The sequence below is a fragment of the Jiella avicenniae genome (assembly GCF_021390325.1).
Classification (GTDB): Bacteria; Pseudomonadota; Alphaproteobacteria; order Rhizobiales; family Rhizobiaceae; genus Jiella; species Jiella avicenniae.
Genome location: NZ_JAJUWU010000027.1, coordinates 62,201 through 77,321 on the forward strand (window position 1 = coordinate 62,201; position 15,121 = coordinate 77,321).

A 15,121-nucleotide genomic window follows, 5' to 3' on the forward strand; every position below is an offset into this window, starting at 1 on the left:
GGCCTCCACGACCGTCGCGGCTTCTGCGGAAGCGGCCTCAGGGGGCGCGAACGAAGCCTCGCTCGAACCCGTCGCGTCGCCGGGCTCGGCGGACTCGGCGGGCGCCTGGTCGAGAACATCGAACTCGGCCGAGGCTTCCGGAACTCTCTCCGGCTCGACGGGCAGTGGCGCCGGCACGCGAGATTCGGCGGACTTTCCAAGGTCGGTGGGGCGTGAAGCGCCGGAACCTTTCGCCGCGGTGAAGGGTGCCGAGAAGCCGGCATTGTTGCCGCCGGCGAAGGAGCCGTAGGAGAGGTTCGCGGCGTCCAGGGCGCTCGACATCAAGGCCTTGGCCGGCATGGTCATGGCCTCGAACGCCGCGCCGAAGCCATCCAGGCCCGCCACTGCGCCGAAGCTGCTCTCGCCGCCGAGATTCGAGACGTTGCGGCCGAGGGTGCCGGCCTTGGCGATGCGCTCGGCATAGGCACCCATGCGGCGCGGGCCGGTTTCGTGAGACGCTTCGCTCTTCGGCGCGCTGGCGCCGGTATGGGTGGTGCCGTGGGTCAGGGCGAAATCGACGATGCGCGGCACGATCTCGGCGCGGAAGCGCGAGCCGTTGAAGACGCCGTAATGGCCGACCTTCGGCTGGACGTAGTGGACGCGCTTTTCGCCGGGTATGTTGACGCACAGATCCTGTGCCGCTTCGGTCTGCCCGACGCCGGAGATGTCGTCGTTCTCGCCCTCGACGGTGAGGAGGCCGGTCCGGCGGATCGCCGTGAGGTCGACCCGCTCGCCGCGATGGGTGATCTCGCCCTTCGGCAGCGAGTGCTTGACGAAGACCTCGTCCACCGTCTGCAGATAGAACTCGGCCGTCATGTCCATGACGGCGTTGTATTCGTCGTAGAAGGTGCGGTGCTTCTCCGCCGAGTCGCCGTCGTCCTTGACGAGGTGCCAGAAGAAATCCTTGTGGGCGATGACGTGGCGATCGAGATTCATCGACATGAAGCCGGTGAGCTGCAGGAAGCCCGGATAGACCTGCCGCATGAAGCCGGCATGCGGGAAGGGGACCGGCATGACGACGTTGTCGCGGAACCAGTCGATGCCGCGCTCCTTGGCGAGATCGTTGACCGCCGTCGGATTGATCCTGGTGTCGATCGGGCCGCCCATCAGCGTCATGGTCGCGGGCGCGCAGGGATCCTCGGCCTTTTCGAGGACGGCGGTCGCCATCAGCACCGGCACGGCCGGCTGGCAGACGCCGATCACGTGGGTGTCCGGCCCGAGAAAGCGCAGCATCTCGATGACGTAGTCGACATAGTCGTCGAGATCGAAGCCGCCGCTGGAGAGCGGCACGGTGCGGGCGTCCTTCCAATCGCTGATATAGACGTCGGCGTAGGGCAGGAGCGCCTCGACCGTGCCGCGCAGAAGCGTCGCGTAGTGGCCGGACATCGGCGCGACGATGAGGATCCGCGGATCCTTGCCGTGCCCCTTCGGCAAAGCGCGCTCGAAATGCAGGAGATCGCAGAACGGCTTGCGCCACACCGGCTTGTCGACGACGGGGACGCGCTGGCCACGGATCGTCGTCTCGTCGAGGCCGAATTCCGGCTTGCCGTAAACCCGCGTCGTGCGCTCGAAAAGTTCCGCCATGGCGGCGACCGAGCGGCCCGCGGCGGTATGGGACAGCGGGTTGAACGGATGCTGGTAGAACAGGCGCGTAGCGTCGGCAACGGCGCGGAACGGCGTCAGCGCGGCGTGATTCCATTCATAGAGCTGGTATAACATCGCAACTGCCTTCTCTTTGGTCCCATCATAGCAAGCGTTGCTGCAATGCACAAATTACGGGACGGCCACGTCGCATTCGCCATCTGCGCGATAGGTCGCCGAGCCGGATGTCGACCGTGTCGATCAGTTCAGGCCACGACTCGCTTTCGGGAAGTTAAGCCGCATAGGCTTTTGTGAAACCTTCATGAAAACATTTTCGTCAGAAGATGATGGATTGCTGTGCATGTCGAGACCAGAAGCGACAACAGGGAAGCGATGGCAGAGCGACGTGTTCGTTGCGCCACAGACCCCTCGCAGCCGGATTGGGCTTCCCCGACCGGCAAGTGTTCCGATCATACCTCGCGTGTCATGACGCAGCGGTCGGTGACGCGGCTTCCCCCCGGCGTCTCCGCCAGCTTGCGCTGGAGCAGCCGGGGCGGGCAATCGGCGTCCGGGAGCACATCAAAACCGAGGCGCCGGTAGAAGGAGGCACCGACCGGGACGTCGGTGTAGGTGGTCAATCCCACCCCGGAGTGCCGGAACCAGCGGGCCCGCTCCAGAACGGCGGAGACCAGAGCGCTGCCGATGCCGCGGCGTCCGTGATCGGGCTCTACCGAAAGCTCGCTGAGCCAGTAGAGTTCGGACGTTGCATGGGCCGCTGCGAAGCCGACGGCCTCGCCGCTGCGCTTCTTCTCTGCGACGAAGACCTCGTGATCGACCAGGAAGCGCACGAAGTCGCCGACCGACGGCTTCGGCGCATCGGCGATCTCGGTCTTGCCGAGGGCGATCAGCGTGGCGTCGGCCCGCCTTGCGATCGCCAACAGCCGCCGGGCCTCGCCTGGCTCCATCATGCGGATGCGATAGCCTTCGGGGCCGAAGCCCTTGAACGCCTTGCGGCCGGCCTTGGAGGCCGTGCCCTCCCGCCGACCGGCCAAAGGTTCGTCGGCCCGTTTGCCGGCTTTGGCCGATTTAGCCGTCATAGCCCTCGACGAGGACGATGCTGCCCTCCGCGATGGTCTGGCGGATCGCCTTGGCCTTTTGGTAGTCGGCGCTCTCGTAGCAGGCCCTGGCGGTTTCGAGGCTGTCGAACTCGATGATCACGTTGCGCGCTCGGCCGTTTCCTTCGACCGCCTCCGCCGCGCCGCCACGGGCGAGAAACCGCGCGCCGTGCGACTCGAAGGCGGGCTTGGCCGCCGCGACATAGGCTTTGTAGCCTTCGGGGTCGCGCACGTCGATCGAGGCGATCCAGTATCCTTTTGCCATCGTCTTTCCTCCCGATTCAGTTCGCCGCGGCCATCTCCGCGAGAATCGCGGTCGCGGCGGCTTTGGGGTCGCTTGCGGCGACGATCGGGCGCCCCACGACGAGATGCGAGGCGCCGGCGGCGAGGGCATCGGCCGGCGTCGCGACGCGCTTCTGGTCGCCATGATCGCTTCCGACGGGCCTGATGCCCGGGGTGACGACGGCCATCTGCGGGCCGACGATCCGGCGGATCTCCGGGGCTTCCGCCACGGCGGCTACGAGACCGCCCATGCCGACGTCGCGGGCCTGGGAAGCGCGCAGGGCGACGAGTTCGGGGATCGTCAGCCGGTATCCGGTGGCAGCCACGTCGGCGTCGTCGAGCGAGGTCAGCACGGTGACCCCGAGAAGGGTGAGGTCGCTACCCTCGGCCGCGCTCGTCGCGGCGCGCATGGCATGGGGATAGGCGTGGATCGTCAGCATCGAAGCGCCGAGTTCGAGGGCGCTTTCGACCCCCTTTTCGACGGTATTGGAAATGTCGAGCAGCTTGAGGTCGAGAAACACCCGCTTGCCGGCCCGGGCGAGTTCGCCGACGAGCGGCAGGCCGCCGGACAGTGCCAGCTGGTAGCCGATCTTGTACCAGACGACGGTGTCGCCGAGGCTCTCGACGAGCCGCTCCGCTTCGCCCCGGCCGCTCACGTCCAACCCGACGATCAGCCTGTCCCTGGCACTGTCTCGCATCACCGCAGCCTCCTCGAAAGGCCCCGAATCGGACCCCCGAAGCTCTTTCCATCATTCCGGCGGAATGTCGACCGTGACGGTGGTACCGGTGGTGTGGGAATTGACGTCGATTTCGGCGTCGAGACCGCGGACGAGGGACACGGTGATCCGGCCGCCGAGGCCGCCCTCGAACTCGCGCGCCTTCTGGCGGCGGCCGGCCTGGACGCCGGTCTCGACGATCTCGCTTCCGCCGGCAGCGGCCTTGGGCTCCGGGGCGCCTCGCGACATGCCCAGCGAATCGGCGAGCTGTCGCGCCTCGTTGACGGCGCTCGACGCTTCGCCGTCGCGTCGCGCTTCCTCGGTCAGCTGCGAGATCTCGCCCCGATCGAGCGGCTGCGGCTGTTGGCGTTGATAGGGCCAGCTGCTGTCCTTCGGCAGGCCGATACCGTCGTCGGTGACGGTCAGCCGGATGACGCCGGAAGAGAGCATCTTCAGCCGCGCCTCGACGAGGCCTTCCTCGCGACCCGCGAAGGCGTGCTTGAGAGCGTTGGTCAGAAGTTCCGAAAACAGCAGGCCGATCCTCGCGGCCCGGTCGACCTTCACCTCGACGGCATCGCAATCGACGTTGATCCGCACCGAGCGGCGGCCGTCGAGATGGCCGATCGTCGCCGCGACACGGCTGATATAGGCGCCGAGCGGCACCCGCTCGGAGCGCGTCGAGCCGACGCCGGCCTCGGTCATCTCCTGATAGAGCAGTTGCAGGCTTTCGATCCGCCTCGCCAGCGCCGTGAAGCTCTCGTGGCTGGTCTTCACGCGCGCCTGCATGCGGATCATGCCGACGATCATCGACAGGTGATTCTTCACCCGATGCTGGATCTCGCCCAGCGCGGCGTCGAGGGGGGCCGCCTCGCCACCCGTCTTGGTGCCGGGGGCGGCGTCTTCGCCCTCGCTCATGTCCCTCTGGACGCCGAGAAAGCACTGCAGCCTGTCGTTCTCGTCATAGAGCGGCGTGATCATCAGCCGATTGACGAATTTCGTCCCGTCGGCGCGGTAGTTCAGGATGTCGATGGAGATGTCCCGCTCGGCCCGCAGCGCTTCGCCGATCTGACGGGCATGGTCGGGATCGGTCTCGTCGCCCTGCAGGAAGCGACAGTTCCGTCCGATCGTCGCAGCCGACGCATAGCCGGTGATCCGCCCGAAGGCGGCGTTGGCATAGATGATCGGATTGCCGTCGAGATGCGGATTGCTGAGGACGAGCGCCAGCGGCAGCTTGGCCAGCGCCGCCGTCGTGATGTTCGAGGGGAGGCCGTACCCCTCCGAATTCTTCTCGTCACGATTATCCATGTGACGCCAACCCCGCCGCGTGTCCCATGCCAAGCCCGATCCATCCTTCGTCGTCGCCGGCTTCCGAGGCGGCCGAGGTCCTCGCCATCCGGCGAGGTTTCGTGTCCTGGCGGTACCTGGAAGAACGCGGCGTCGCACGAAAAAGTTGGTTCAGGCGTGAAGATTTCAAGGGACCTGATTGCCAAAAGGCCCGCACACGCCACGAATCCGCCTGACTTCGACGACGAATGCAAGCCTCGCGATCCATCGCCGGCTAACGGTCACTGCCGGCCCGGTCGCAAAAGTCACGCCTCGGACCAATTCAGTGGGCGGCTTCCCAGTTTTCCGCGGCCTTGGCGTCGACGACGAGCGGAACCGACAGATCCACGCGGGGCAGGGGCGCCTCCGCCATCACCTTGGCGACCAGCGGCAGCGTCGCGTCCACTTCCTCGTCCGGAACCTCGAAGATCAGCTCGTCATGCACCTGGAGCAGCATCTTCGCCGAAAGTCCGGCCTCGGCGAGCGCCGGCTCCATCCGGACCATCGCGCGGCGGATCACGTCGGCGGCCGTTCCCTGGATCGGCGCGTTGATCGCGGCGCGCTCGTTGAACGCCCGCATCGACGCATTCGGGGACTTGATGTCGGGATAGTGGGCCCGTCGGCCGAACAGCGTCTCGACATAGCCGTGCTGCTTCGCAAAGGCCTTGGTCGCGTCCATGTAGTCGCGAATGCCCGGGAAGCGCTCGAAATAGCGCCGGATATAGAGCCCGGCCTCCTCGCGCGGGATCGCCAGCTGGTTGGCGAGACCGAAGGCGGAGATTCCGTAGATGATGCCGAAATTGATCGCCTTCGCCCGCCGCCGGACGTCGGACGGCATGCCCTCGACCGGGACCCCGAACATTTCCGAGGCGGTCATGGCGTGGATGTCGAGCCCTTCGACGAAGGCCTGCTTCAACTGCGGGATGTCGGCGATGTGCGCGAGAATGCGCAATTCGATCTGGCTGTAGTCGGCCGAGACCAGCTTCTTGCCCTCCGGCGCGACGAAGGCGGTGCGGATCGCCCGGCCTTCCTCGGTCCGAACCGGAATGTTCTGGAGGTTCGGCTCGGAGGAGGAGAGGCGACCGGTCGTGGTGGAGGCCATGGAATAGGAGGTGTGGATCCGGCCCGCCGCGTCCATGTGGTTCGGTAGCGTGTCGGTATAGGTGCCCTTCAGCTTGGTGAGCTGGCGCCACTCGACGATCTTCGAGGGCAGGGGATGGCCCTCGGCGGCGAGTTCCTCCAGCACCTTCACGTCCGTCGACCACTGGCCGCCCTTGGTCTTCTTGCCGCCGGGCAGGCCCAGCTTGCCGAACAGGATCTCGCCGAGCTGCTTGGGCGAGCCCGGATTGAACTCCTCGCCGGCGAGTTCCGCGATCTCCGCCTCGAGCCCGCCCTGCTTCTGGGCGAAGCGGCCGGACAGCCGCGACAGGATCTGCCGGTCGACCATGATGCCGCGCTCTTCCATGCGGGCGAGCACCGGCACCAGCGGCTTTTCCAGCCGCTCGTAGACCGAGGCGAGACCTTCCGCCGCCAGACGCGGCTTCAGGACGCGCCAGAGCCTTAAGGTCACGTCGGCATCCTCGGCGGCGTAGTGGGTCACCCGCTCGATTTCGCAGGAAGCGATCGGCCGGGCGTTGCGGCCGGAGCCGCAGAGATCCTTGAAGGAGATCGGCTTGTGGCCGAGGAAGCGCTCCGACAGCTCGTCCATGCCGTGGCCCGACAGCGAGGCCGATGCGTCGAGGGCGTAGGAGATCAGCATCGTGTCGTCGAAGGGCGCGACGACGATCCCGTGCCGCATCATGACGAGCGTGTCGTATTTCGTGTTCTGCCCGACCTTGAGGATCGCCGGATCCTCCAGCACCGGCTTCAGGATCGCCAGCGCGGTTTCCAGCGGGATCTGCGGGCCGATTTCCTCTTCCGCCGACCTTTCCGAGAGGAGGTCGGCCTCGCCGTTCGGCGAAACGTGACCGAGGGGGACATAGGCGGCGCGGCCGGGCGCCACGGCGAAAGAGACGCCGACGAGTTTGCCGTTCATCGCCGACAGGGCATCCGTCTCGGTGTCGAAGGCGAGAATGCCGGTCTCGGTCGCCTCGGCGAGGAAGTCCCGCAGCGAAGCCTCGTCGCGGATCGTCAGATAGGCGGAATGGTCGAAGCTCGCGGCGGCGGCCTCGCCCTTGCGCGACTCGACGAGCATCGCCGGCACGAGCGCGAGACGCGGCGCGCCGTCCTCGCCGCCGCCGATCGCGGCCGGGCCGCTTCCTGCCATCGGATCGAGATCGGGCCCGCGGGCCGGGGTGTCGACGGCGATCGTCGCCGTCTCGACGTCGCTCGCCGAAACCTCCAGCGTCGCCGCGACCCGCCGGGTGAGGGTGGTGAATTCCATCGCCTTGAGAAATGCGATCAGCTTCTCGCCGTCCGGCTCGTTGAGGAAGAGATCGTCGAGGGGCGTGTCGAGCGGCGTGTCGCAGTCGAGCGTGACGAGGCGCTTCGACAGTCGCGCCTGCTCGGCGAAGGCGACGAGGTTCTCCCGGCGCTTGGCCTGCTTGATCTCCTCGGCCCGTTCCAGCAGCGTTTCGAGATCGCCGTAGTCGTCGAGCAGCTGCGCCGCCGTCTTCGGCCCGATGCCCGGAACGCCCGGAACGTTGTCCGACGTGTCCCCGACCAGCGCCTGCAGATCGATCATCTTCTCCGGATAGACGCCGAACTTCTCCTTCACCTCTTCCGGCCCGAGGCGCTTGTCCTTCATCTGGTCGTAAAGGATGACGCCGGGGCCGACGAGCTGCATCAGATCCTTGTCCGACGAGACGATGGTGACGTCGCCGCCGGCGGCGATCGCCTGTTTCGTGTAGGTGGCGATCAGGTCGTCCGCCTCGTATCCCTGCTTCTCGATGCAGGGCAGGTCGAAGGCGCGCACCGCCTCGCGGATGACGGCGAACTGCGGCACGAGGTCCTCCGGCGGCGCCGTGCGGTTGGCCTTGTACTGGTCGTAGAGCTCGTTCCGGAAGGTCGTCGAGGAATGGTCGAATATCACCGCGAAGTGGGTCGGCGCGACGCCGACCGTCGTGTCCCGCGATTCCTCGACGAGCTTCCACAGCATGTTGCAGAAGCCCGAGACGGCACCGACCGGCAGTCCGTCGGACTTGCGGGTGAGCGGCGGCAAGGCGTGATAGGCCCGGAAGATGTAAGCCGAACCGTCGACGAGGAAGAGATGATCGCCCTTTTTCATGGAAGGGTTGGTATCGCGCGCGTGACGGGCTGTCCATCACCTGCCGGCAGGCGCCGGCGCAGGACGACGAGCAGGCGCCGGCGCAGGACGACGAGCAGGGGCCGGCGCGCCGATTTCCGGAGCGAGCGGCAAACGTTGCCGAAAAGTCACGTCGAGTGCTTTATGCGGCTCGAGATCCTTTCCGGCGTTGCATCACGGCGAAATCCATGATCACTTCGGACCAAATCACCCCATTCACGTCGATGTGAGAGGGTGAGCCTTGCCTGCAGCTTGATTTCGGCGCGCGCCGGTCGCATTATAATCGCGACGGTGCGACAGACGGCGCCGTATTCGGCCAAGGCACGTCCCCCGCTTTAGAGCCGAAATTAGAGACGCCGAGGTCCTCTTCCCCCCTCTCCAGGACCGGCGTCGAGAGAGTGCAAGAGAGTCGTCACGGCGTATCCCCCTCCAGGCCGTGGCGGCTCTCTTCGTTTCTGACCATCGCCAAGCTTCGACGTTTCTGGCAGCGACGGCGCGTGGCCTGCCGGCCGCCGGACGTCCCGTCCGCGACGCCTCGCCCGGCTCGCCGGTGCACGAAACGCCCATATCCGTCGGGACGCGAGGATTTTCCGCCGTCTGGGGATTTCGCACTTCGCCTGCGAAAACCGCGTTGACACCGGCAAGGCCAGCTTCTAAACGTCCGCCCCGTGCCCAGGTGGCGGAATTGGTAGACGCGCACGGTTCAGGTCCGTGTGCCGCGAGGCGTGAAGGTTCGAGTCCTTTCCTGGGCACCATTCCCCGAATTGAATCGTGATTGCCGGCCCTTTTTCGGGCCGCCGTTCGCGAGTCCCGAGACGTGCGGTCGCAGCATTCGGTGCGGCCACGGGCGAGTCTGCGGGATAGGTTCCTCTTGCGTCCGAAGCGTGTTTCCCGTGGCGTCGTCCGCCCGCGGCCGTCGCGCGCGCAGGCATCGGTTCCCACGTCATCTCTCATCCTCCGGGATTCCCGGCCACCCCGTCAGGATTCCGGACGCTCCCCCTCGGCGGATCCGAGCGCCGCGCCTTTCGCTTCGCCGCGAAGCGCGGTGACGAAGGGCGCGGCCGGGAGGCGCGATTGATCTTCGTCAAGGACGAAGGCGCCGAGGCGCGGCATGGTGTTCCTGCGAACGACGAAAACGACAACGCATCCGAGCGTCGCGGTGATTTTCATCGACGGCGGGTCCCGCCCGGACGGGTGGTCGGATCGAAACATTGCGTCCGGGTCGCGCGCCGCGAAAAGACGGTGAACTTCGCCATCCGCAACCCGTTGGGCTCGGCAGAGCCAGTTGAAGACACCCATCCGACCTTCGAGGGCATCATGCAAGACGACGAGCTCGCGCTGATCGACCGCTATTGGCGTGCCGCGAACTACCTTTCCGTCGGCCAGATCTATCTCGTCGACAATCCGCTGCTGACGGAGCCGCTCCGGCCGGAACACGTCAAGCGCCGGCTGCTCGGCCACTGGGGAACGACGCCGGGGCTGAATTTTCTCTATGCCCATCTCAATCGCGTCATCCGCGCCCGCGACGCCTCGGTCGTGTTCATCTGCGGGCCCGGCCATGGCGGCCCGGCGATGGTGGCGAACACCTGGCTCGAAGGAAGCTACGGCCAGATCTATCCCAAGGTCGGCCAGACGCTCGAGGGCATGCGGCGCCTGTTCCGGCAGTTCTCCTTTCCCGGCGGCATTCCGAGCCATGCCGCGCCCGAGACGCCCGGGTCGATCCACGAGGGCGGCGAACTCGGCTATTCGCTCGCCCATGCCTATGGTGCCGTGTTCGACGATCCCGACCTCGTCGCCGCCTGCGTCGTCGGCGACGGCGAGGCGGAGACCGGCGCGCTCGCCGCCTCCTGGCATTCCAACAAGTTCCTGAACCCGGCGGTCGACGGCGCCGTCCTGCCGATTCTCCACCTGAACGGCTACAAGATCGCCAATCCGACCGTCCTCGGCCGCATGGGCCGGGAGGAACTGGAAGCGCTGTTCACCGGCTACGGCCATGAACCGATCTTCGTCGAGGGGTCGGAGCCGGCCGCCATGCACGTCGCCATGGCCGCAGCCCTCGACCACGCCTTCGACCGGATCGCCGAAATCCAGGCTGCGGCCCGCAAAAGCGGGGCGGGCGCTGCGGAGCGTCCGCGCTGGCCGATGATCGTCTTCCGGTCGCCGAAAGGCTGGACCGGGCCGACGGAGGTCGACGGCAAGAAGGTCGAAGGGTTCTGGCTCGCTCACCAGGTTCCGGTCGCGGCCGTACACGACAATCCGGACCATCTCGCCATTCTCGAAGCGTGGATGCGCTCCTATCAGCCGGACGACCTGTTCGAGCCGGACGGGCGGCTGAAGCTCGAACTGGCGGATCTCGCACCGAAAGGGGCGCGGCGGATGGGCGCCAACCCCGCAGCCAATGGCGGCCTGCGCCGCCTCGATCTCGCCCGCCCGGGCCTCGACGCCTTCGCGATCGACGTCGAGGCGCCGGGCCGGACGAAGGGCGAGGCGACCCGGGCCCTCGGCCGCTATCTTCGGGCGCTGCTCGACGACAATGCCGACGATCGCAACATCCGCCTCTTCAGCCCGGACGAACTCGCCTCGAACCGCCTCGACGCGGTGTTCGAAACGACGGACCGCGTATGGATGGCGGACATCGAGCCCTACGACGTCAGCCTCGCCCGCGAGGGCCGGGTGATGGAGGTCCTCTCCGAGCATCTCTGCCAGGGCTGGCTCGAAGGCTATCTCCTCACCGGCCGGCACGGGCTCTTCGCCTGCTACGAAGCCTTCATCCACATCATCGATTCAATGTTCAACCAGCATGCCAAGTGGCTGAAGGTCTCCCGCCATCTGCCGTGGCGGGCGCCCATCGCCTCGCTGAACTATCTCTTGACCTCCCATGTCTGGCAGCAGGACCACAACGGCTTTTCGCACCAGGATCCGGGCTTCGTCGATCACGTCGCCTCGAAGAAGGCCGACGTCGTGCGGATCTATTTCCCGCCGGACGCCAACACGCTGCTCTGCGTCGCCGATCATTGCTTCGAGACCTACGACCGGGTGAACGTCATCGTCGCCGGCAAGGCGCCGGCGCCGCAATGGCTGTCGATCGAGGAGGCGCGGGCGCACGTCGCGGCGAAGATCTCGGCCTGGCCCTTCGCCAGCAACGTCGCCGAGGACGGCGAGCCCGATCTCGTCATGGCCGCGGCCGGGGACGTGCCGACCACCGAAGCGCTCGCCGCCGTCGACTTCCTGCGCAAGGCTCTTCCCGAGCTTTCGATCCGCTTCGTCAACGTCATCGACCTGATGGCGCTGCAGCGCCAGGAGGATCATCCCCATGGCCTCGAGGCTTCGCGGTTCGACGCGCTGTTCACCCGCGACCGGCCGGTGATCTTCGCCTATCACGGCTATCCGCGGCTGGTTCACCAGCTCTGCCACGGGCGCACCAATCACGCCAATTTCCACGTTCACGGCTATCATGAGGAGGGTACGACGACGACGCCCTTCGACATGACCGTGCTCAACGGGCTCGACCGGTTCCACCTCGCCATCGCCGCCATCGAGCGGCTGCCGGAAAAGGGCGGCGAAGCGGGCGCCCGGGCCTTGCACGACCTGCACGAAAGGCTCGAAGCCCACAGGACCTACGTCGTCGCCAATGGCGTCGACATGCCGGAGGTCACCGAATGGATCTGGTCCTCGTGATCTGTGCCCGCCTCGCGCAAACGGAGCCGGCGCGATGAGCGCGCCGCCCGTCCTCGGCCCGGGCGATGCCGTCCTGTGCCTCAATGCCGGCTCTTCCAGCCTCAAGCTGGCCTTGTTCGCGGCGGCGGAAGGCGGCTCGCTCGTCCCCCTGGCCCGTGGGCGGATGAAGCCGGCGGAGAAGGGCCTTCACCTGGCGATGAACGGCGAGGGCCTTGCGCCGCTCGACGAGACGGTCGCAGCCGGCTCCGGCGACGACGACCGCGCCGGCGACCCCGCCCATGCGCGCCTGCTCGACTGGGCCGCCGCCAGCACGCCGTCGGGCCGGCTTGCCGGCATCGGGCACCGGGTCGTCCACGGCGGTTCGCATTTTGCCGGGCCCGCGGTTCTCGACGGCGCGGCGATCGCTGCGGTCGAAGCCCTGACGCCGCTGGCGCCGCTTCACCAGCCGCTGGCGCTCGGTCCGATCCAGGCCGTGGCCCGGCTGCGGCCGGAGCTGGCGCAGACCGCCTCCTTCGACACCGTCTTCCACCGCAGCATCGCTCCGGTTCTCAGACGCTATGCCCTGCCGCGCGACCTCGCCGATCGCGAGGGCCTGACGAAGTTCGGCTTCCACGGTGTCAGCTACGATTTCGTCGCCGGCGAACTCGCCCGCCGCGATCCGGACGGCGGGGGAAAGCGCACGGTCGTCGCTCATCTCGGCTCCGGCGCCAGCCTCTGCGCCATCAGGCACGGGGCGAGCGTCGACACCACCATGGGCTTCTCCGTGCTCGACGGCCTCGTCATGGCGACGCGCTGCGGCTCCCTCGATCCCGGCGTCGTGCTGCATCTTTTCAAACGGACCGGCATGACGCCCGAGGCGGTCGAAGACCTTCTCTATCACCGATCGGGACTGCTGGGCGTCTCCGGCCTGTCCCGCGACATGCGCGAACTCCTCGCGGGCGAGAGCGCCGCAGCATGCGAGGCGGTCGAGCTCTTCGTCGTTGCGATCGCCCGGGAGACCGCGGCGATGGCGGCGGCGCTCGGCGGGATCGACCGTTTTGTATTTACCGGCGGGATCGGCGAGAATCAGCCGGAGGTGCGGGCTCGCGTGGCCGAGCGGCTCGCCTGGCTGGGGCTCGCCGTCGAAGAACGCGCGAATCGCTCGGGCGCCGCCCGCATCAGCCCGGACGGCGCACCGGTCGAAGTGCTGACGCTGGCGACCGACGAGGAATCCGTCATCGCGCGGGATGCCGCCCGACTGCTCGCATAGCGGGCCCTCGCGGCGTTTCGCGGCGGCGTCTCAGGCGGATCGGTCGTGCTCGGTGAGGGCGTTGCCGATAAAGCCGAGATGAGCCGCCCTTCGAGAAGGTCTGGCGGCCGGAACGGGAAGTCACGGCGATCGACGCCGCGGAACTCGGCATCACCGCGATCGTCCGGTCGATCGGCTTTCGGCCGGACTATGCCTTGATCGACGTCGACGTCTTCGACGACCACGGCAAGCCGGTCTTCGATCGGGGAGTCACCGCGATGCCGGGATTCTATTTCATCGGCCTCGGCTGGCTCGACACCTGGGGCTCGGGCCGCTTCCTGGCGATCGACGAGGACAGCCGCTTCCTGGCCGAGGCGATCGTCCGGCAGCGGGCGGAAGCCACGGCGTCTCCAAGCTCACAGATCGCCGAGATGCCGGCGCGCCGCGTAAAGGGCAATGGCCGCGGCATTCGAGACGTTCAGCGAATGGATCGCGCCCGGCATCGGCAGCCGCGCCAGCTTCGTGACCGTGGCCCGCGTCTTCTGGCGCAGGCCCTTGCCCTCGGCGCCGAGGACGATGGCGAGCTTTTCGCCGGCAAGGCTTTCCTCGAAGGTCTCGGGACCCTCCGAATCGAGGCCGATCGTCGCAAAGCCGTGTTCGGCGAGTTCCTCCAGCGCCTCGGCGAGGTTGCGGACCTCGATCTGGGTGACGTATTCCAGCGCCCCGGATGCGGCCTTGGCGAGGACGCCGCTTTCCTGCGGGGAATGGCGGGTGGTGGTCACCACCGCGTCGGCGGCGAAGGCCGTCGCCGAGCGCAGGATCGCCCCGACATTGTGCGGGTCGGTCACCTGGTCGAGGACGAGAACGAGCGTCGCACCGGAAAGCTCGCCGAGTCGTTTGGCCGACAGCGGCTCGGTCTCGAGCGCGACGCCCTGATGCACGGCCTCGGAGCCGAGTTCGGCGACGAGGGCGCGCGGCTCGGCGATCTCGTGCGGGCAGGGAAGGTCGCCTTCCGCGATGTCGAGGCGTGCGAGCGCGTTGCGCGTCACCAGCAGCCGATGGAGCCGCCGCCGCGGATTGTTCAGCGCCGCCTCGACGGTGTGGAGGCCGTAGAGCCAGATCCGCCCGGGCGCGGCGGCACGGCCCGGCGTCGGCTCGCCCTTGCCGCGCCGGGGCGCAGTGCCGGAACCGGCGCGCTTGGCGTCGCGATGGGCCCGGCGCAGCTTGGCGTAATGGGTATCCTTGGGGGAGCCGGCGGTTTCGTCTGTCATGGCGCCGGCTTATCGAAGCGCGGAGGCGAGGGGAAGGGGTGACGCCGGCCGCGACGCAAGGAACCGGGAAAATCGCGGCGGAGGGGGCGTTGACATGGGGCCGGTCTTTTTTCATAAGGCCGCACGGACATGCCGGGCGGTGCTTTTCGCAGCGGCCGGTTACATGCGGATGACGATGGCTGAAAACACCGTCACAGGTTCGGAGGGGTGTCCGAGTGGTTAAAGGAGACGGACTGTAAATCCGTTCGCTTAGCGTACGCTGGTTCGAATCCAGCCCCCTCCACCATCCTTTCCAAGGTCCGCATTTTGGCGTAGTGAAGAGCTGCGCGGGTATAGCTCAATGGTAGAGCAGCAGCCTTCCAAGCTGAATACGCGGGTTCGATTCCCGCTACCCGCTCCATTCCGCCACCCATGATGCTTTACCCGTTGCCGCTTCGGTCGCTCGCACTTGCGTATGGGTGCGCAAGCCTCTATGTCGCGCGCACCCGAAAACATCTTCCGGCACTGGGAGCAGGCGATGGCCAAGAGCAAATTCGAGCGTAACAAGCCGCATGTGAACATCGGCACGATCGGACACGTCGACCACGGCAAGACGTCGCTGACGGCGGCGATCACCAAGTTCTTCGGCGAGTACCGCGCCTACG

10 protein-coding genes, 3 tRNA genes and 1 pseudogene are annotated in these 15,121 nt (G+C 67.1%); 6 read left to right on the forward strand and 8 right to left on the reverse strand.

All coding sequences use genetic code 11. The annotated features are described in order from the left end of the window. Nucleotides 1-537 precede the first annotated feature (537 nt). From LZD57_RS22135 to polA, 6 genes and pseudogenes are all read right to left on the reverse strand, one after another. Nucleotides 538-1,758 (reverse strand): annotated as a pseudogene (locus LZD57_RS22135) (polyhydroxyalkanoate depolymerase); the annotation flags it as partial. Nucleotides 1,759-2,090: 332 nt separating this feature from the next. Further along, nucleotides 2,091-2,717 carry a GNAT family N-acetyltransferase gene (locus LZD57_RS22140; protein WP_233721763.1) on the reverse strand — a complete coding sequence of 209 codons (627 nt, stop codon included), beginning with the start codon at nucleotides 2,715-2,717 and terminating at the stop codon, nucleotides 2,091-2,093. Further along, a complete protein-coding gene (locus LZD57_RS22145; RefSeq protein ID WP_233721764.1) occupies nucleotides 2,707-3,000 on the reverse strand; it encodes a DUF1330 domain-containing protein in 294 nt (97 codons plus the stop codon). Before LZD57_RS22145 ends, LZD57_RS22140 begins: the two co-directional genes overlap by 11 nt. A gap of 16 nt (nucleotides 3,001-3,016) precedes the next feature. Beyond that, complete coding sequence (gene pyrF, locus LZD57_RS22150) at nucleotides 3,017-3,715, reverse strand: orotidine-5'-phosphate decarboxylase (RefSeq protein WP_233721765.1); 699 nt, start codon at nucleotides 3,713-3,715, stop codon at nucleotides 3,017-3,019. A gap of 51 nt (nucleotides 3,716-3,766) precedes the next feature. Further along, complete coding sequence (locus LZD57_RS22155; protein ID WP_233721766.1) at nucleotides 3,767-5,038, reverse strand: PAS domain-containing protein; 1,272 nt, start codon at nucleotides 5,036-5,038, stop codon at nucleotides 3,767-3,769. Between the two features lie 301 nt (nucleotides 5,039-5,339). Beyond that, complete coding sequence (gene polA, locus LZD57_RS22160) at nucleotides 5,340-8,282, reverse strand: DNA polymerase I (RefSeq protein WP_233721767.1); 2,943 nt, start codon at nucleotides 8,280-8,282, stop codon at nucleotides 5,340-5,342. Between the two features lie 688 nt (nucleotides 8,283-8,970). Here polA and LZD57_RS22165 point away from each other — a divergent pair. Continuing rightward, nucleotides 8,971-9,055 (forward strand) — tRNA-Leu (locus LZD57_RS22165). Between the two features lie 223 nt (nucleotides 9,056-9,278). Here LZD57_RS22165 and LZD57_RS22170 read toward each other — a convergent pair. Beyond that, on the reverse strand, nucleotides 9,279-9,599 hold the full coding sequence (locus LZD57_RS22170) for a hypothetical protein (protein WP_233721768.1): 321 nt from the start codon (nucleotides 9,597-9,599) through the stop codon (nucleotides 9,279-9,281). 18 nt (nucleotides 9,600-9,617) lie between these two features. On the opposite strand from LZD57_RS22170, the gene LZD57_RS22175 reads away from it, so the two are divergent. Both LZD57_RS22175 and LZD57_RS22180 read left to right on the forward strand, forming a co-directional pair. Further along, a complete protein-coding gene (locus LZD57_RS22175; protein ID WP_233721769.1) occupies nucleotides 9,618-11,978 on the forward strand; it encodes a phosphoketolase family protein in 2,361 nt (786 codons plus the stop codon). Nucleotides 11,979-12,012: 34 nt separating this feature from the next. Beyond that, nucleotides 12,013-13,227, forward strand: coding sequence for an acetate/propionate family kinase (locus tag LZD57_RS22180; protein WP_233721770.1), 1,215 nt, complete (start codon nucleotides 12,013-12,015; stop codon nucleotides 13,225-13,227). A gap of 395 nt (nucleotides 13,228-13,622) precedes the next feature. On the opposite strand, the gene rlmB is transcribed toward LZD57_RS22180, so the two are convergent. Next, entirely contained in the window at nucleotides 13,623-14,477 is an 855-nt protein-coding gene (rlmB, locus tag LZD57_RS22185) for a 23S rRNA (guanosine(2251)-2'-O)-methyltransferase RlmB (RefSeq protein ID WP_233721771.1), read from the reverse strand. A 201-nt stretch (nucleotides 14,478-14,678) separates the two neighbouring features. On the opposite strand from rlmB, the gene LZD57_RS22190 reads away from it, so the two are divergent. The 3 genes from LZD57_RS22190 to LZD57_RS22200 all read left to right on the forward strand — a co-directional run. Next, nucleotides 14,679-14,763, forward strand: a tRNA-Tyr gene (locus tag LZD57_RS22190). A 40-nt stretch (nucleotides 14,764-14,803) separates the two neighbouring features. Continuing rightward, a tRNA-Gly gene (locus LZD57_RS22195) sits at nucleotides 14,804-14,877 on the forward strand. A gap of 117 nt (nucleotides 14,878-14,994) precedes the next feature. After that, the coding region (locus LZD57_RS22200) for a GTP-binding protein (RefSeq protein ID WP_233719760.1) at nucleotides 14,995-15,121 on the forward strand (127 nt) is incomplete at its 3' end.